We start from the raw sequence: 18983 nt of genomic DNA on the forward strand, positions 1-18983 counted from the left end.
AGAATGCCCGGTTTTTTATTCATCACATAGTTAAGAATAATGCATCGCCTGGGTCTGGAAAGGAAATAATAACTGTCCCAGTTGACGGGTTGCCCATAAACCCACTTCAGTATGATGCATATGCGGTGAAGTATAGGGAATCAGCAAGTCAATTTTCTGTTCCGCACCTTCACAGCGCATAAAGCGATTTTTTAACTGATTTAAACGCTGTTGATCCATACGGCTTAAAGCAGGTTCAACTTTCGCCTGAGACGGCGCTGCGCTACGTGAAGACAGCCGAGTTGCTAAAGTTGCCCCCTGAATCCAGTCTTTAATGATCTGTTTTTCAGTTGCATTAAACACACCAAACATTTTACCTTCAGGATGATCAATCATTTTCCAGAAACGGCTCTGTTCAACAGGAGCATCTTTAATAATCCAGCCTTTCTCAATCAGCACGTTCAGGAACTTGAAAATTTGTGCCGAATCAGATAACCAGTCATTGATGGTTTTGCCACTAAACTGACATTTTTGATTATGAATATATTGGCCAATCAGTGCCTTGTTCTGGAATACTTTTAAGGCCATGCGCTCAATATCCAGCTCTCTTACAATCTGGGAAGAACTTTTACCGATGTCATTGAGCAGATAGCCTTGCTTGATCAAATCAAGATAGGTCTCTGGATCTTCCGCATTCTCATAATGCTGGATAAAGGCTTGCAGGGATTTTTGTGCATGGCCATTGTGGGCATTATCAATCGTAATATGCACATTGAAATAATGGGGATCAATCCCGAGTTCAGCCAATTCGTAATTGGTAATGAGTAGATGCAGCGGCAACTGTTCATAGCCGAGATTAAAACCAATCACCAGAGGCAAGTATTTGGCCGGCGCATAAGCCAGTGCTAACTGTACCGCGGCCTGCTCATAATAACTGGCATCCAGTTGTTCGGCATAACTGTTCAGCTCATAGTGACTTAACAGGTGCTGATACATGGTGACATGATTGGCACGTGGATGTCCCAGACCCAGTTCTTCCAGATAGATATAGATCAAATCTTTCAGCTTGGGTTGATTGCAGTTATGTACGGTGGAATATAACCAGGAACCATCGACCAGTTTAACCGGTGCAACCTTGGATAGAAATTCGAAAGCATGTGAAACCGTTGGGAAATACTCCCGGGCCTGATGCTGTTTACGCCGTCCCAGATAAGCCTGAAACTTGGCACAAATTTGATGATGTTGTTCTAAAAGATGCTGTTCAACTTGTGCCGGTTGATCCAGCCATTCAAGTGCTTCTATATTCAGTTTTTTAATCAGATCACTCAAATAAGATTCAGCTTGTTCGGTTTTGGTATTCGTCGAGATTTCAGTATCTTGAAAAAAGTCGACCCAATCCTTAAAGCTTTTAAATTGATAATTATGATTATTATTTGGCGATAAAGGCAAACTTAACTCTGTGCTGACGAACATAATCTGATCCTTGCAGATATCTCTTCAGTTACCTTAACGTGCGACTTGACGTCTAGATGTTGAATTTTTGTTCTAATTTATTGGTGTATTGCTTTAAATGAAAATGAACGGATATTTATATGAATAGAAATGTTAAAAGAATGCAAATTGTAAAATATGAATTACATGGCAGCCTATGTAACGAAGAGCATATTTTAATGAGTGGTAAAAAATTATATTTAAATATTCAGAATGCAAAAAAGCCCAAGTCGCAATGCCCGGGCTTTTTTGTTGAGATGTTGCCATCTCGAATATGGCGTCCCTACGGGGATTCGAACCCCGGTTACCGCCGTGAAAGGGCGATGTCCTAGGCCTCTAGACGATAGGGACAGTACAGAAGATCAATTTTAAAACCCTTACTTTTAGCTGGAAGTAATGGCGTCCCTACGGGGATTCGAACCCCGGTTACCGCCGTGAAAGGGCGATGTCCTAGGCCTCTAGACGATAGGGACTTAATAAAATGTACTTCTGAAAATTGGCGTCCCTACGGGGATTCGAACCCCGGTTACCGCCGTGAAAGGGCGATGTCCTAGGCCTCTAGACGATAGGGACGTTTCAGAGGTGGGCGTATAATAGGGTGAAAACAGGGGGGTGTCAAACGCATTTCTATAAAAAAATTGATTTTCTGGATTGAGTGCGTAATTTTAAAACAATCTGATGGGTATACTGGAAAATTACCTGAATTAAGCCGGATTTTTGAGCAATTCCAGCATCGCGGTTAATACCTGTGGGTGCTGTAAATAACCCGCAATATCGTGTGGGCGTTGCACAAACGTGCGAATTTCCTGATTGATAATGGCTGGCTGAAAATTAAAAGGGCTTTCTGAGAGGGGGAATGCTGTGAGAAAATCATCATGTGAATAGAAATTTATCCAATCGCCTGAAATTGCAGCAGGTCTTATCATTGGTTGCGGAAGATGCGCCTGAATGACACGAAATGCCAGTGGTGATCCGAGGGTAATAAAACGCTGGATATTCAGTTCTGGATGTTGAAGCAAATAATTATAGGCGATCACGCTGCCCAGCGAATGTGCCACCAGAATCTGTGGTTTGCTGCTATGCAGTTGATGATGAATGCGCCGATGAACTTCCTGCATAAAAGTCGGATTGGCCAAATAAAGATAGGTTTCCAGCAGGAACTTATGCAAAAAACTGGCGTGTAAACTGGGGAAATAATTAATGAGTACCGCAAAATCCCGCAAGGCAATATCTTTGCTTAATGCTGTAATAAAATTCAGCTTTTGATCAAAGTTGAGTGTCTTATCTGGATTTAACTGGGGCACATCACAAACTTGATATCTGCATTGATTGGTTGGTGGTACGGCTTGCCGCTGTGCCGGATGTAGAAAAGGGAAATGCGGCCATTGCTGCGGCATTAAGGTGCTGGCATTGAGTAGATTATGCAAATGATGTCGAGAGAGTAAATCACCATAAAAAGGGATACGGATATGCCGTTTTAAATAGCTAAAACGGGCTTGCTGTTGCGGGTTATTTCTGAGGCCTCTTTTGAGAAGATGCAGCCAATGTTGGCGTAATGAAGGCGCCGTATACTGTTGCTTGTTCATGCCGTGAATAAATACAATTTTCATCGACGCACCATTGAAGCTGCTCAATATACAATCAGTATAGACAAAAAAGAGCGACCGAAGTCGCTCTTTTAAAGCTGATGCTTAAGACTTGTTATGGTAGAACGTATAATAACTGGCATAGCAGGCTGCAATAAACAGCAGACAGCCAAAGAAGCTGATGCGCATTGATGGATCAAAGACCATACTGACACAGGTAATAAAACAGAACACGAAGCCTAAAATCGGCACAATCGGAAACAATGGTGCTGCAAAGCCCAGTTCTTTGACCGTGCGACCCTGTTTATACCACTGCCGGCGGAAGTTGAACTGACTTAAACAAATACTCATCCAGACCACCACCATGGTAAACGCCGCAATGCCCAGTAGGTTGGTAAAGATGGTTTCTGGCGCAAACTGTTCAGACAGCAGGCCTGGCAATGCACCGAGCATGGTCACCATGACTGCAATATACGGTACACCGCGAGCATTGAGTCTTGAGAATACGGCAGGTAACTGTTTGCTGTAGGACAATGACCACATCATACGAGAAGCGGCAAATAAGCCCGAGTTGGCAGCAGAAAGTAACGCAGTGATAATCACAAAGCGGATGATGTCTTCAGCATAAGGAATACCGATGTGCTGGAATACTGTTACGAATGGACTGCTACTGACACCTTCAGCTGCCAAGCCAGCTTCCTGATGCGGGAGTAAGGCCGTCACCACGATAATCGTCCCCACAAAGAAAATTAATAAGCGGAAAATTGCAGTATTAATGGCTTTAGGGACATTTTTCGCAGGATCTTCAGTTTCACCCGCCGCAACACCAATCAGCTCTGTACCCGAAAAGGCAAAGTTCACGATCAGCATGGTCGCAAAAATCGGGAATAGACCTTCAGGGAACCAGCCCTGGGCCGTCAGGTTGGTAAATAGAGGCGCAGCTTCGTAGCCCTGATAGCCCAAAACACCAAAGATGGCCAGTAAGCCCAAAACAATAAAGGCAACAACAGTGACTACTTTCACCAGTGCCAACCAGAATTCGGATTCGGCAAACCATTTGGTCGAAATCATATTTAAGCTAAATACAAAGACACCAAAAATAATGGTCCATAACCACATGGAAATATCCGGGAACCATTCCTGCATCAGCAAGGCGGCTGCAGTAAATTCGGTTCCCAGAGTGACAGACCAGGTCAGCCAGTATAACCAAGTGATGGTATAGCCTGTACCCGGTCCAATATAACGTTTGGCATAAGCACCAAATGAACCAGATTCTGGCATATGAACAGCAAGTTCGCCCAGACAGAGCATAACCATGTAAGCGATAATGCCGCCCAGGAGATAAGCAATAATGGCACCTACAGGCCCCGTTTGTGCAATGACTTCACCCGACCCTAAAAATAGGCCTGTTCCGATTGCGCCACCAAGCGAAATCATGACCAGATGTCGAGTACTCATAGCGCGTTTTAAAGGCGCAGAATTGCCCTGATGCGTAGCATCATTCGGAGATGAGTGCATAGGAGTTGAAAAAAATCAGAAGAATGAAGCGAGTTATTGTAGTGAAAAACTACAAATCTGCAATGTATTAATAATAATTTTGAATAAGGCTTGATCGTATGCGATCAATAGATGGCGTCCCTACGGGGATTCGAACCCCGGTTACCGCCGTGAAAGGGCGATGTCCTAGGCCTCTAGACGATAGGGACGTTGCGAGGTGATGCGTATATTAAGGACTCAATTGGTTTTTGTCAAAAGGCTTTTATATAAAAAAGCGCTAAAAGTTCAAACATTAAACAGGAGTAATGCATTAATTTTATTGAGGGCTTAAATAAGTCGAATGATTGGGCTTATTTGCTCGTCATTTAGGCGGAAAATGAAACTCCCGCGGCTGGCAGGAGTTTAAAACAGCCAGATTTTAATGATCGGGTGTTTGGTATTCTGTCGAGTTATGCGCAGGAGCAGTCTGCTCGACAGGTGTTTCTACTTTCTCTTCACGGTTCACGATATAAAGATAAAGCAGTGAAGGAGCTAAAATCAGTAAAACCAGTAAGATCTTTTTTAACATGGCACATAGACAAAGTACGAAATTGCATTAATTATAGCCTAAGCAAATTAAAAAGAGCACCGGAGTGCTCTCTATAAAACTTAGAATTTGAAAGTGACATCGGCGATAAACTGGCGGCCGATTTCAGTCATAACTCTTGGTTTGCTTGCGATTGTTGATTTGGTGGTATACGTGTTGGTGCGGTTAGTTACATTGTTAATAGTTAAACCAAAGATTGCATGTAAATCTTTTGAAAGTTTCCAATCATAAGTTGTACGCATATCCCAGATAAATTTAGGTTTAATTTCAGAAGCAATATAAGTATCAAGAAGATTACCTTCATATTCTACTTTGTCATCTTTACTGGTCACTGTGATCATATCGTCGTAACTGTCTTTATAGCTAAAGAAGTTTGAGAGTTTTACTGGTGCGTGATCGAAAGCAATATCCCAATTTACACGGGCAGTCCATGGTTGGTTGAAGTTTTGTGCAGGACGCTCTGACCAATGCATAATTTTACCGTTATAGGACACGAGTTCATCTTGATCTGCGGTTATGAATTTGTCGGTATAATCGGTATAACTGCGGAATACATCGCTATAGTCAAAACCAAAAGCAATGAAATGCTGTGTACTAGCGAATTTCAAAGCTTCACGATTTTTTAATGTGAGTGTGTAGATGTCGGCTTCACCATGACCATCATTGCTATATTCATAAGAGAAGTTGAAACCATCTTTTGGGATATCGGTGTGGGTACGTGAAATTTCATCTTGGTATTTGCGATTCACCCACTTAAGACCTAAATCCCAAGAATGTAATTGGGTGTTGATACCCAAAACAGTTTCATCACTAAATGGTGTGTCTAGGTCAGAGCGACGTGTGGCATTTGCTGAGTTCGTTGCAGATGTGACCCAGTCCGCCTGCGGATTCTCACGTGAGAATTTATACATCAACTCACCAATACCATCGTTGAGTTCGGTGCCTAATGTTTGCTGACCATAGTAACGATTCCAGCCTGCTAAAAATTGCAGTTTGTCATTCGCAAAGGGCTTATAAGACACGGAACTACGTGGAGCAATATTGAAATTACCGCTTAAAGAGTCGTAGTCGGCACGGACACCTACTCGGGTCGATAATTGATCGTTCCATTGAATGTTGTCTTCAAGGAAAGCATTGAAGCGGTCTTGTTGAGCAGAGAATTGTCCAGCTTTATACAATGAACCTGCAGCGACATATTGTCCTGTCCAACCTTGAATCGTGGGTGTCGCATCGCATAAAGCATCATCAGCTAAACAGGTATTGTTAGCTAAATTTTTCATATTGACAGCTGAAACATTTGACATATATACATCAGAGGCACGTTTCCAATCCACTTCTGCATGAGTGTATCCTGTACCCGCTGTAATCTTATGCTGAGTCATACCAATTTTGAATGGATCAAAGGCTGCTTTTAAGTCGTAGTTGAGCGCAGTTTGATTTTGTTCTAGCTGACCAAAAAGCGTACCTTCAGATACGGTTTTTGAGTCGGTCCAATCTTTACTGCCTTCAGCATAATGCCAAATAAAACCATAGTTGTTTTCTGAGTTTCGGACATTATCAGCACTTTGGAAGTTGAGTTTATGCGTTAATATTACAGATCCTATGTGGTGTTCTAACTCTGAAAACACTGTTGTCGTTTCTGTGTCAAGCGTACTGGCTGAGTTGCGACGGCTTTCAGCATAATTCAAGCTGTCAAGTAAAGCATAATCAAATCCAAATTTAGCTTTCACTGTCTCGCTTGGGTTATAGAAGAAGGTTGAACCAATGTTGGTATTACTGCGTTCTTGATCAATTTTTTTCGGGTCATCAAAACCACTCATTACAGGAATAATAGATTTACGTTTTGATGCATAACTATTAAACCCCCATTGCTCTGAAAGCTTGCCATAAATATTGGCACTTAAACCTTGTTTGGTATATTCCTTTTGATAGGCTTCAGTCGGCTCTTCAAAGAGCTCTTCTTCTAATGGGCTAACAGCATTAAAGCGAGCCCAGTCACTTTCTGTGTAATCATATGTGACAGTACCATGAATCTTTCCGATTTCAGTTTGTGGTGCACAGGTCTTTGCATTGACCACGCCACCGGTAAACTGACCATATTCAGCAGAAACATTGCTGTCGAGTACTTCCAAATCACACAGTAAGTCTGTATTGACAGCCATCGCTTGAGAGCCAGTGCTAAATGTATTGTAGTTACTTGGACCATCAGCAGGGTTAATTAATAGGTTATTGGATACGCCATTCACAATAAAATTATTTTGGAAGGTTTGAGCACCATTGATAGAAATTTCAGAGGGTTTAAGTTCACCTTGTGAGCCTGCTGCTAACTGTGATTGGCTAAACTGCACATTCGGATTCACCTTTAAAAAATCAGTTATATTCTTTGAGCTATTCGGCGTTTTTGCTAAATCTTCTTTGCTATAAATCGTTTTCCCAACTTCATTTCCTTGCTGAGCTTCGACAATAATCGTGTTGAACTTAAGCGTTGCCTTATTGGGGACAGATTCTTGATAACTGGATTCTTCTGCGAAACTAGAGGTTGATAAAGCTGCCAATATAGCAAGTGAAAGTGAAGAGTAGGCAAAACGCATGAGAAGGTTAAATCTTTGAAAGATAATGAAAGCGATTATCATTAACTTGATTGCTACAATCAATAGTAATGAGAATTATTTGCATTAATTGGGCTTTAAATGTGTAAGATTTAAGCAGCTTAAGTCGCTGAAAAATAAAAATATGAAAAGAGAGGAAAATAGATGGCGTCCCTACGGGGATTCGAACCCCGGTTACCGCCGTGAAAGGGCGATGTCCTAGGCCTCTAGACGATAGGGACGTTTAGAAGATGGCGGTATCTTATTGATCCGCCACCAGAGTGTCAAGCAGGTGAGGCGCGAGTTTGTTTAAAATATAGCAAAACAGTTCAGCCGTCTTCTGTGTGTCATATAACGCAGAGTGAGCTTCTTTTCCATCAAAATCGATCCCGGCCTGAATACAGGATTTCGCCAGTACGGTTTGACCAAACATCACCGCACTCAAGGTCACCGTGTCAAACACAGAAAAACTATGGAACGGGTTCTGGTTTTTGGTGCCGGTACGGGCAATTGCTGCCTGAACAAAACCTAAATCGAAATGTGCATTGTGACCCACCAAAACCGCATGGGTACAGTTTTGCTGACGGCGCACGTCATTGACCGATTTGAAAATACGCTTTAATGCGGTTTTTTCATCTTCAGCCATGGCAATCCGCATCGGATTTGACGGATCAATGCCGATGAATTCCAGTGACCTGCGATCGAGGTTGGCCCCTTCAAAAGGATTGATATGTGCATGGTAAGCTTGGCCCGGCACAAATTGGCCATCCTCATTATAAACAATCGGAATGGCCGCAATTTCCAGCAATGCATCAGTCTGTGCATTAAAACCTGCCGTCTCGACATCGACAACTACAGGTAAGAATCCACGAAAACGTTGACCAATGATTGGGAGGGTTTCATTTGTCACACTTTTCTCCATTGAATGGTTTTACCCGCATAGAGCGGAATAATCTGTTCACCATCCAAATAGTCTAAACTTTCAGGGATTACTTGATCTTCTTTAACCAGTGTAATGGTACTGGTATTACGTGGCAGGCCATAGAAGTCTGCACCAAAGTGGCTGGCAAAACCTTCCAGACGTTCAATTTTACCCACTTGATCAAATGCCTGAGCATACAGCTCAATGGCAGTCGGCGCACTATAACACCCTGCACAGCCACACGCATTTTCTTTTGCATTTTTTGAATGTGGTGCGCTGTCCGTGCCTAGGAAAAATTTAGGATTGCCACTAGTCGCCACTTCCAGCAAGGTTTGCTGATGGGTTTGACGTTTTAATATTGGCAAGCAGTAGAAATGCGGCTTGATGCCACCCACCAGCATGTCATTGCGGTTGAACAATAAATGTTGCGGCGTAATGGTTGCAGCGACATTACGGTCTTGCTCAAGCACAAAGTTTGCTGCTTCGCTGGTAGTAATGTGTTCTAACACCAGTTTCAGCTTAGGGAACTGTCTGAGCAAGGGTGCGAGGACTTCGTCCAGGAAGCGCTTTTCACGGTCAAAAATATCGACATGATTATGTGTCACTTCACCGTGCAGCAATAAAGGTACCTGATGCTCTTCAAGCTGCTCAATTACGCCATACACTTTGCTCATGTCGCTGACACCACTATCAGAATTGGTGGTTGCACCCGCAGGATAGAGCTTGATGGCATTGACATGCGCAGATTCTTTGATCTTTTTAACTTCACTTGCCGGGGTGTTGTCTGTGAAATACAGCACCATACGCGGGTCGAAATTTATCCCTTCAGGTACGTGCGCCATGATGCGTTCACGATAGGCATTGGCCTCTTCAACGGTTTTAACGGGTGGTACCAGATTCGGCATACAGATTGCGCGAGAAAACTGTCTGGCTAAATCGGGAACAGTACGTTGAAGTGCTAAACCATCACGCAGGTGAACGTGCCAATCATCTGGCTGGAGAATCGTAATCGTATTCAAGGCAAATTCAGTCGAACAAATAAAACAAATGATAATCCATCTATAGCAAAAATGGTAATGAGAAAGGGCTACAAAATAAGGGATATCTATAAATTAATTTGAAAAAGTATGTTATTTTAAAATTACTAAAAAAATTACATAAATACTTGCAATGGAATACAAGTACAGTTTAGCGAAATTACAAGATGACAAGGAAAACATAGAAGAATTAATTACACGCCAAAGTCAGCGTGTAGGCCCGGTTTTCCCTCAACATCTGGAACAGGAATTCTGGACAAAAAATCTGGAACGTGCCCGCAAACATGTCGAAAAATATGTTTGGGGTGGGGTATTGGCTTATTTTATTTTTCTGGTGGTGATGATCCCCACAGATTACTGGATTATCAGTAAAGAATATTTCGTGCATGATTTTGTGCTGTCTATGTTCGGGCTACTGAATGGCGGTATGTCATTAATTCTCTTTTATATGTTTTCCTGTTTACCCAAGATCAAGCGCTTTTTTCCGCAAGCTTCAAGGCTGCTGATATTCTGGATGCTGGTGTCGATTTCCTGTATCACGATGTTGGTTAAAACCCCAGCGTTACAACATCAGTCGATGGCAATCGTCACCATTATTTATATTCTGGGTTATATCCTGACCGGTATTAAGCCTGTACAGATGCTGGTCACCGGACTGGTCGCCGCGGCAACTACTATTCTTGTATTGTTTAGTCTGTCAGTTGAATTTAGTCCTATGGTTTTTGGCCGGATTTTAATTGGGAGTTGCTTGCTGGGTTATGTGATTAGCCATATGATTTTTGCCCGTGAGCGTGTGATTTTTCTCTATAGCATTCGCGCCAGAATCAGTGAGCAAATTCAGCGTATTCATACCAACGAATTATTACATTTGAGTCAGTATGATGAGCTGACCAAGATTTCCAATCGACGTACCTTTGATGAGACGCTGGAGGTCCATTTCGAACGTGCACGCCGTGAAGAAACGGCATTGGCGATTCTGTTTATCGATGTAGATTTCTTTAAGAATTACAATGATTTTTATGGGCATCAGAAAGGTGATGATGTCATTTCGACTATTGCCAAAACCATCAAGAATGCGATCCGTCATATGGACTTTGTCGCGCGTTATGGCGGGGAAGAATTTGTTGTACTTTTGCCAGAAACGGATGCACATGGTGCTTATGCGGTGGCTTCAAATATTTTTAAGGCGATTGACCGTCTGGAAATTCCACATGAAAAATCCTCGGTTGCGAAACATATCACTATCAGTTTAGGCATTACCGTCTATCGTGGTGAAACAGATACTGATAAAGATATATTATTGGGAATTGCAGATCAGGCATTGTATCGTGCCAAGCAGCTTGGGCGCAATCAGATTTATTATCAATCACTTCGTTCCGTCAACTCAGATACCGCCAATGGCTCGATGCTTTAAACATCAAGAACAACTATCCATAAAAAAACCGCTCATCAAGAGCGGTTTTTTAACAAAAACAAAACTTAGTTTTTGTCTTTCAGTTGTGGCACTGCAGATGCTGTACCCACTGCAAGCAAACCAGTTTCTGTATAGATGCCAAGTTTTGCGCGGGTATCGGTAATGTCCAGATTACGCATGGTCAACTGACCAATACGATCCATTGGAGAGAACATAGAATCACCTTTCTCCATGGTCAAGCGCTCAGCTTCATAGGTCAGGTTAGGCGACTCAGTGTTCATGATGGTGTAATCATTACCACGACGCAGTTCTAAAGTCACAGTACCGGTCACGGCTTTAGCCACCCAACGCTGTGAAGTTTCACGCAACATCAGCGCTTGAGAATCGAACCAACGGCCTTGGTACAACAAACGGCCTAAACGTAAACCGTTGATGCGGTATTGTTCGATGGTATCTTCGTTATGAATACCGGTCACAAGACGCTCGTAAGCAATATGAAGCAGCGCCATACCCGGAGCTTCATAAATACCGCGAGATTTTGCTTCGATAATACGGTTTTCGATTTGATCCGACATACCTAGACCATGACGGCCACCGATACGGTTTGCTTCAAGAATGAATTCAACTGGATCTTCGATACGTTGACCGTTGATCGCAACAGGGAAACCTTCTTCAAAAGTAATCGATACTTCTTCAGCTTTAACTTCTACGTCATCTTTCCAGAAGGCAACGCCCATGATTGGATCCACGATTTTGATGCCCGCATTCAGGTATTCAAGATCTTTGGCTTCATGGGTCGCACCCAACATGTTTGAATCTGTTGAGTAGGCTTTTTCTTTTGACATTTTATAGTCAAAACCGTTGTCGATCAGGAACTGCGACATTTCTGCACGGCCGCCAAGCTCATCGATAAAGGTTTGGTCTAGCCAAGGCTTGTAAATTTTAAGCGCAGGGTTGGTCAACAAACCATAACGGTAAAAACGTTCAATGTCGTTACCTTTGTAAGTAGAACCGTCACCCCAAATATTGACGTCATCTTCTTTCATGGCAGTGACAAGCATGGTACCTGTAACAGCACGACCAAGAGGAGTCGTATTAAAGTAAGGAACACCGCCAGTTGAAATGTGGAACGCGCCACATTGAATTGCAGCAATGCCTTCTAATGCAAGCTGTAAACGGCAGTCGATTAAGCGTGCTTTTACTGCGCCATAAGCTTCAGCTTTTTTTGGAATCGCATCGTAATCGTCTTCGTCTGGCTGACCCAAGTTCGCTGTGTAAGCATAAGGTTCAGCGCCTTTTTGTTTCATCCACAAAAGAGCAGCAGAAGTATCTAGACCACCAGAGAAGGCAATACCAACTTTTTTACCTACTGGGACATTCTGCAAGATAGTTGCATTATCAGACATTGTTCATCCTAATGATATGAAATAGGCACGCCAGAATTGGTGGCCTGAAAAAATACATATTGTCTCAATTGTATCATTAATTTATTTAGGTTTGCTTTAGAAAAGAAAAACTCGTTTTAAAATCTATATTCAATAGGCTTAAATAATCATAAATCGCACGATTTTGAGCAGAATCCTGCTAAAAAAGTAAAAATTCGCTATATTCAGCCGAATAAAGTTAAAAATCAGATAAAACAGGAATAAAAGCATGGCGACTCGCATCCCACCTTTACCTAATTTAAATCCTAAAACCAAGAATGAAACGCTGGCACTGTTGCATGGGATTTATGCCGGTCTGATTGGTTTTAGTACACTGGTATTTTTATATCTGGAATATCAGCAAGCCAGTATTTCTACGCTGAGTTTAGGTATGGTGCTGCTGCTTTTAGGCGGCCTGGTATTTTTTAATATACAGGCCAGCATCAAAGTCAAACAGGGCAATGGTTCAGGACGGACTTTATCCAGAATTATGGCCATCCTGATGCTCCTGAGTTTTCCGATTGGTACAGTATTGGGCGTGATTGCATTATGGAAATCTAGCGCGCGACAATGGCAGGATTAATCCGCCAAATAGAAAGTGATCCTCTTCTAAAGATTGATATTTGTGCCTGAAAATGCTGAACTCCGGGTCATAAAAAGCCACTGAAAATCAGTTAAAGTAAGGGAATGACTTGCTCAGCCAAATATAATCAGGGATTTGTTATGACTACGACGCGCTATGCCAACATTTTAAAGCCACTGCATTTGGGTTTTACCACCATTAAGAACCGGGTGGTGATGGGGTCGATGCATACTGGCCTAGAAGATCGTTTTTATAATTATCCCAAACTGGCTGCGTATTTTGGTGAGCGTGCAAAGGGTGGCGCAGGTCTGCTGATTACGGGTGGAATATCGCCCAACCGTCAAGGCTGGTTGTTACCGGCGGGCGGTACCATGAATACTTTGGGGGACATTGCGCCGCATCGTTTGGTGACGCATGCAGTGCATAAGCATGGTGCCAAAATTCTGTTGCAGATTCTGCATGCCGGACGTTATGGCTATCAGCCTTTTGTGGTCTCGGCCAGCCCGATCAAGTCGCCGATTTCTCCCTTTAAACCACGTGAAATGTCAGATAAACAGATTCTGAATACCATTCAGGATTATGTCAGAACGGCCAGTATTGCAAAAAAAGCCGGCTATGATGGCGTAGAAATCATGGGTTCTGAAGGCTATTTGCTGAATCAGTTTTTAAGCCGGCATGTCAATCAGCGTGCTGACCGTTGGGGTGGCCCGATCGAAAACCGGATGCGTTTTGCCGTAGAAATTGTCAAAGCGATTCGTGAGGAAATTGGCGAAAAATTTATTATCTGTTTCCGTTTGTCGCTTCTGGATCTGGTACATGATGGCAATACCATGCAAGATGTGATTACCGTGGCTAAAGCTTTGGAAAAGGCGGGGATTACTTTACTCAATACCGGTATTGGCTGGCATGAAGCACGTATTCCCACCATTGTGACTTCTGTACCGCGTGCAGCTTTTGTCGATTATACCGCTGAAGTGAAAAAGCACGTGGCGGTGCCGGTCATTGCATCGAACCGGATCAATATGCCAGATACTGCTGAAGAAATTCTGGCTTCCGGCCAGGCAGACATGGTGCAGATGGCACGTCCATTCTTGGCAGATGCCTTCTGGGTCAATAAAACCGCGACCAATCGTGTTGATGAAATCAATACCTGTATTGCCTGTAATCAGGCCTGTCTGGATCATACCTTTAAAAACCAGCGCGCAACCTGTCTGGTCAATCCACGTGCCGGCTATGAAACCGAACTGGTCTATGTCAAAACCAAAAAAGCCAAAAGTATTGCAGTGGTCGGTGGTGGTGTTGCAGGGCTGTCTGCGGCCACAGTCGCAGCCAGTCGCGGGCATGATGTGACGCTGTTTGAGGCCAGTCATGAAGTGGGTGGACAGTTTAATCTGGCTAAAGTCATTCCGGGGAAAGAAGAGTTTCACGAAACGATTCGTTATTTTAAAGTCCAATTGGAAAAAACCGGCGTTGATGTGCGATTAAATACCCAAGTGAACCGTGAACAGCTGGAACGTGAAGGTTTTGATGAAGTCATTGTCGCGACTGGTGTCGTGCCGCGAGCGCTTAAGATCGAAGGCAGTCAGGCACCGCAAGTCTTGTCTTATGCAGAAGTACTACGCGGTGCGCCAGTCGGAGATCGTGTTGCAGTCATTGGTGCAGGCGGTATTGGTTTTGATGTGTCCGAGTTTTTGTTAAAGCCGCCGCATCAGGTACAGCCGCAACCAGTGAATGAATGGAAACGTGAATGGGGTGTAGACCCGAATCCAAATTATGTCAGTGAAGGCGGCATGCAAGGTGCAGAAATTGAAGCACCTATTCGTGAAATTTATTTATTACAACGTAAAAAGACACCGCTTGGCACAGGCCTAGGCAAGACTTCAGGCTGGGTACATCGTGCCCAATTAAAAAAACACGCGGTGCGCATGTTGCGCGGTGTGCAATATAAATCTGTTACCGATGAAGGCTTATGGATTGAGGTGGATGGCCACGCTCAATTATTGCGTGTGGATAGTATTGTGGTGTGTGCAGGACAGGAGTCGGTAAAAGATTTGATGCCACTTGCCGGGGAAAATACCTTGGCACAATATCATATTATTGGTGGGGCTAAACTGGCTGCCGAGCTGGATGCCAAGCGTGCCATTCGTGAAGGAGCCGAATTGGCCGCCAAATTGTAGGGATTTGATGAAACTATATGCAGTTAATCAGATTCACTGTAACTTTCACTTGTCAGTTACATAAAAGCGCCGTATTATTGCGCCCATGGAAGCGTGGCAGAGCGGTTTAATGCACCGGTCTTGAAAACCGACGAGGGTGTGAGTCCTCCGTGAGTTCGAATCTCACCGCTTCCGCCAAATTTTAAAAACCCCAATCGAAAGATTGGGGTTTTTTATTGCTGATGAATTTTACAGAATGATTTAAAATAAACGGATCTTAAAGAGGTTCGATATTTAAAAAGTCGATAATTTATAAACAGATATTCTTCAATCGCATACTTCAATCTTAATCAGAGCCAGAGCAATTCTTTCCACATGCTGATAAGCAGGTTGCTCTAATTCTTCACCAAAAATATCCGGATCAATTTCCTCATAAGACCAGTGAATATTTTGATGCTGCTGCATCAGGTCTTGCAGATACTGTAAAAATCGATTGCCATTTCGTGTGATGGTAGCGCCGGTATATAAAAATAAACGGCCGCCTGAATTTAGCCTTTGCAGGCCTTGTTTTATAATTTTAAAAGATAATTCATTGCCATCGAGCTCATTACCTCCGTGTCGATATTGCCGTTGCTCAGGATCAATTAAATAAGGTGGATTGGCAAAAATCAGGTCAAACTGACCTTCAAGATTGGAAAATAAATTGCTCTGTACAGGAGAGATTGAAGCAAAACCCGAAAAATCAATGTTGAGCTGACTATAGAGCAAGGCTTTGGGGTTTAGATCTGCTACAAAGATTTCCTCATGATCCGGAAAGTATTTGGCGATACTGATGGCAGCAGCAGAGGTGCCACAGCATATTTCAGCAGCCAGTTTGAAAGGGCGAGGTTCGGTGGCTAGATATTGCTTGAGATGATAGACAAAGCGATAAGTATCGGGACCAAAAAAAACAGCATCCTGTTGTGTGGTCGGAAAGGAAGAGTGAATAAAGAGTTCACCTTCCAGTGAAGCGACTCTGACCAGACTGGTGTATTGCTCATCCTGAACCTGTAGAAGTTGCTGTTTTGCCAGCAAGGAAAAAAGAACCGGATCAAGATCGGTTTTGCTAAATTCCAGATTCCAGCCAAATATATCCTGCAGGGTTATTTCCTGATTTTTCTCGTTTCTTTTACGATCTAAAATCCGTTGATGCGACAACGGGGTAATGGCTGTGAACTGATAGTTTTGTTGTTTTAAAAACGCTAGTAAAAAATGCAGAGCATGTTGCTGGTGATTCTGAATTTCTAAAATCTGGTTCATAAGCGTTGCTCTTTGGTTTATTTAAAATCAATACAAAGCTGGATAGACGTTGAATCCCATATAAGACCATGACCAGATCAGCCATTCGCGATGCGTTCATTCAATAGAAATGAATCAGCTTCATCTTCGCCTGAAATGCCAGAATTTTAAGTAAAAAACTGATGTGAATTGGTGTGATTTTTATAGCTGTTTTTAAAAAATTATCTTCTGATAAAGCTTCTGTCTGCTTTTATTCTCGATTCATAAAAAATGGCTATTCATCAAAGTGATTAATAGCCATGATGGGTGAGAGCCTTAAAACTTAGTGAGGCACTTCTGGTAAATCAAACCAGATCACTTGCGCATCATCGATGGCTTGAATCGCTGAGTCATCCAGAAAAGCAATTGCACCACCCGCCTCAACTCTATGTTCTGCAATCTGCACAGTGCCAGAAACTACATGAATATAATTGATCTGCTGGGTGGCCTGCACTTGCAAACTTTGACCTTGCTGAATTACCGCAGTTTTGACTTCAGCATTCTGACGAATATGCATCGGCGCATTGCCATTCGGTCCACAAATTAAATGCCAATGGTTAGGCTGCTCATGCGGATCCAGACGAATTTGCTGATAATTCGGTTTGGCATCCTGTTCATTGGGAATAATCCAGATTTGCAGTAAATGTACCCGCTCATCGCCCTGATTCATTTCACTATGGCGAATACCTGTTCCGGCACTCATGAGCTGCCATTCACCCGCAGCAATACCGCCATGATTGCCCATGCTGTCCTGATGAGTAATGGTGCCTTTCAGTACGCAGGTCAGGATTTCCATATTGTCATGGGGATGGGTTCCAAAACCCTGATGCCCATCGATTAAATCATCATTAATAACACGTAAGGCACTGATCCCCATATACTTGGGATCATACCAGTTACCAAATGAGAAGCTGTGCTTAGACTCCAGCCAGCCCATTTTTACATGACCACGATTTTCGCTAGGATGTAGAAAAGCCTTCATGATTTCATCTCGATCTTATTTTCAACTTGAGATCATCATACTGTTGTTTTAAGCTCAAAAAAATCTCAAATAGGCGACATATCATTGCATTTTTGCAACGATATATCAGCTTAAAATCAAGTCATAAAAAAGCCCACTGAAAAGCGGGCCATTTTATTCAAAGCATTTTACGGATCATTATTCTAAGAAACGAACAGTTACGCCAGATTTGACTTTACGGCCAAGATCATTGGCATCCCAGTTGGTCAGACGGATACAACCGTGTGAATAGGATTTAGAAATCATGGACGGATTCGGTGTGCCGTGAATACCAAATGATTTTTTGTTGAGACCAATCCAGACATTACCGACCGGGCCGTTTGGACCTGGTGGTAGAGACAGTGGTTTGGTGTTTTTACCTTGAACAAAGTTACTTGGCGAGTAGCTATACCAAGGATTTGGTGCAACGCCGGTGATTTTATAAGTGCCCGTTGGTGAAGGCGTACTGGTATTGCCGATACTGGCAGGGAATGAGCCGATCATTTGATTTTTACTGTTAAATAAGTACAGTTGTTTGGCACCTTTATGTGCAACAATCAAGTGAATACCTTCTGGTAGCTCATTACGAACATTGGTCACCAGAATCTTTTGGCCGACTTTGTTAAAATTAGCACCTGGATTCAACTTCTTCAGGAAGTTTTCATCCATATGGAACTTTTCACTGAGCATTTCAGATGCGCTGGTGTAGTACAAACCTTTCATTTTCGCCTGTAGCGCATAATCTGAAGGAATCGATTTGGCAAATGGTCCTGCCAGATCTTTTTCAGTAATGGTGTACTCTACAAAGGTCGGCTTGGAACCCTGACGTGCCACCAGTTTGTCCCAGGTTTCCTGCGTCAGTACGCCATTTGGCTTGATGCCATTCATTTGCTGGAAAGAGGCAATTGCTTTCAGTGTGTTCTTGCCGCTGGTACCATCAATCGCACCCGGTGAAGCGTGGGCATTGTTGAGCATGACATGTGCACGTGCGTAGACCGGAAATTGACCTGCACCAATGTTTTCATACCACTGGGCATTGTTTAAGCCGTCTAAAGTCCACGAAGCTTTGGTCGCAGCAGAGTTCGTCGGGGCCTTGGTATTTGGCGCTGCACCAATATCAGCAGATTGGTCTTCGGTATCTTGTAGCTCATTCAGTGCTTCAGAGGCCTGATTTAAGTCTTGTTGTTCTTGCGCCGTAATTTTGGCTTCAGCCGGTGCTTGGGCGGCTGAAGCTTCAGTCGCGAGTGGATCAATTGGATCCTGGACTGAAACATCGGTAACAACTTGCGGGTTCAATGGTTGTTCAGCAGTAGACGCAGCAAAAACAGTACCTGCGAAAATGCAACCTAAACTCACAGCGAGCATTGTGCGAACGAACATGTAAATCAACCTTAAAATTATTT

General features: G+C 43.1%; 14 protein-coding genes and 6 tRNA genes. 4 read left to right on the top strand and 16 right to left on the bottom strand.

From position 1 onward, the window contains the following. Window positions 1-30 precede the first annotated feature (30 nt). From FTT75_RS04230 to pyrC, 12 genes are all read right to left on the bottom strand, one after another. Window positions 31-1452, bottom strand: coding sequence for an iron-containing redox enzyme family protein (locus FTT75_RS04230; protein ID WP_100328776.1), 1422 nt, complete (start codon window positions 1450-1452; stop codon window positions 31-33). A 293-nt stretch (window positions 1453-1745) separates the two neighbouring features. Next, window positions 1746-1821: transfer RNA gene (locus FTT75_RS04235), tRNA-Glu, on the bottom strand. A gap of 46 nt (window positions 1822-1867) precedes the next feature. After that, window positions 1868-1943, bottom strand: a tRNA-Glu gene (locus tag FTT75_RS04240). A gap of 24 nt (window positions 1944-1967) precedes the next feature. Continuing rightward, window positions 1968-2043, bottom strand: a tRNA-Glu gene (locus FTT75_RS04245). Between the two features lie 131 nt (window positions 2044-2174). Further along, entirely contained in the window at window positions 2175-3080 is a 906-nt protein-coding gene (locus tag FTT75_RS04250) for an alpha/beta hydrolase (protein WP_100328775.1), read from the bottom strand. Window positions 3081-3161: 81 nt separating this feature from the next. Continuing rightward, window positions 3162-4574 carry an amino acid permease gene (locus FTT75_RS04255; protein ID WP_005096383.1) on the bottom strand — a complete coding sequence of 471 codons (1413 nt, stop codon included), beginning with the start codon at window positions 4572-4574 and terminating at the stop codon, window positions 3162-3164. A gap of 112 nt (window positions 4575-4686) precedes the next feature. Beyond that, window positions 4687-4762 (bottom strand) — tRNA-Glu (locus FTT75_RS04260). A gap of 209 nt (window positions 4763-4971) precedes the next feature. Then, window positions 4972-5121, bottom strand: a complete 150-nt coding sequence (locus FTT75_RS04265) for a hypothetical protein (RefSeq protein WP_167381251.1) — start codon at window positions 5119-5121, stop codon at window positions 4972-4974. A gap of 80 nt (window positions 5122-5201) precedes the next feature. After that, window positions 5202-7730: a TonB-dependent siderophore receptor gene (locus FTT75_RS04270; RefSeq protein ID WP_180076049.1), complete on the bottom strand. Its 2529-nt coding sequence runs from the start codon at window positions 7728-7730 to the stop codon at window positions 5202-5204. A 163-nt stretch (window positions 7731-7893) separates the two neighbouring features. After that, window positions 7894-7969, bottom strand: a tRNA-Glu gene (locus tag FTT75_RS04275). 20 nt (window positions 7970-7989) lie between these two features. Then, window positions 7990-8649 (bottom strand): ribonuclease T, encoded by a 660-nt coding sequence (gene rnt, locus FTT75_RS04280; protein ID WP_034608604.1) that lies wholly within the window; start codon window positions 8647-8649, stop codon window positions 7990-7992. After that, on the bottom strand, window positions 8634-9668 hold the full coding sequence (pyrC, locus tag FTT75_RS04285) for a dihydroorotase (protein WP_034608601.1): 1035 nt from the start codon (window positions 9666-9668) through the stop codon (window positions 8634-8636). Before pyrC ends, rnt begins: the two co-directional genes overlap by 16 nt. 151 nt (window positions 9669-9819) lie before the next feature. Between pyrC and FTT75_RS04290 the strand changes: the two genes are divergently transcribed. Beyond that, complete coding sequence (locus FTT75_RS04290) at window positions 9820-11100, top strand: diguanylate cyclase (RefSeq protein WP_180185942.1); 1281 nt, start codon at window positions 9820-9822, stop codon at window positions 11098-11100. Window positions 11101-11165: 65 nt separating this feature from the next. On the opposite strand, the gene argG is transcribed toward FTT75_RS04290, so the two are convergent. After that, a complete protein-coding gene (argG, locus tag FTT75_RS04295) occupies window positions 11166-12506 on the bottom strand; it encodes an argininosuccinate synthase (RefSeq protein ID WP_100328771.1) in 1341 nt (446 codons plus the stop codon). A gap of 247 nt (window positions 12507-12753) precedes the next feature. Here argG and FTT75_RS04300 point away from each other — a divergent pair, with 247 nt between their 5' ends. The 3 genes from FTT75_RS04300 (at window position 12754) to FTT75_RS04310 (ending at window position 15461) form a co-directional block, all read left to right on the top strand. Further along, entirely contained in the window at window positions 12754-13107 is a 354-nt protein-coding gene (locus tag FTT75_RS04300; protein ID WP_074383039.1) for a hypothetical protein, read from the top strand. Between the two features lie 140 nt (window positions 13108-13247). After that, on the top strand, window positions 13248-15284 hold the full coding sequence (locus FTT75_RS04305) for an NADPH-dependent 2,4-dienoyl-CoA reductase (RefSeq protein WP_180076051.1): 2037 nt from the start codon (window positions 13248-13250) through the stop codon (window positions 15282-15284). A gap of 87 nt (window positions 15285-15371) precedes the next feature. Then, a tRNA-Ser gene (locus tag FTT75_RS04310) sits at window positions 15372-15461 on the top strand. Between the two features lie 129 nt (window positions 15462-15590). On the opposite strand, the gene FTT75_RS04315 is transcribed toward FTT75_RS04310, so the two are convergent. From FTT75_RS04315 to FTT75_RS04325, 3 genes are all read right to left on the bottom strand, one after another. Continuing rightward, the gene (locus tag FTT75_RS04315) at window positions 15591-16562 is read right to left on the bottom strand and encodes a class I SAM-dependent methyltransferase (protein ID WP_180185943.1); all 972 of its coding nucleotides are present in this window, start codon (window positions 16560-16562) and stop codon (window positions 15591-15593) included. 301 nt (window positions 16563-16863) lie between these two features. Beyond that, complete coding sequence (locus FTT75_RS04320) at window positions 16864-17562, bottom strand: pirin-like bicupin family protein (RefSeq protein WP_005096396.1); 699 nt, start codon at window positions 17560-17562, stop codon at window positions 16864-16866. A gap of 177 nt (window positions 17563-17739) precedes the next feature. Then, on the bottom strand, window positions 17740-18960 hold the full coding sequence (locus tag FTT75_RS04325) for a L,D-transpeptidase family protein (RefSeq protein WP_005171817.1): 1221 nt from the start codon (window positions 18958-18960) through the stop codon (window positions 17740-17742). Between the last annotated feature and the right edge of the window lie 23 nt (window positions 18961-18983).

Source organism: Acinetobacter sp. YH01008, from assembly GCF_013420435.1.
Lineage (GTDB): Bacteria > Pseudomonadota > Gammaproteobacteria > Pseudomonadales > Moraxellaceae > Acinetobacter > Acinetobacter pseudolwoffii.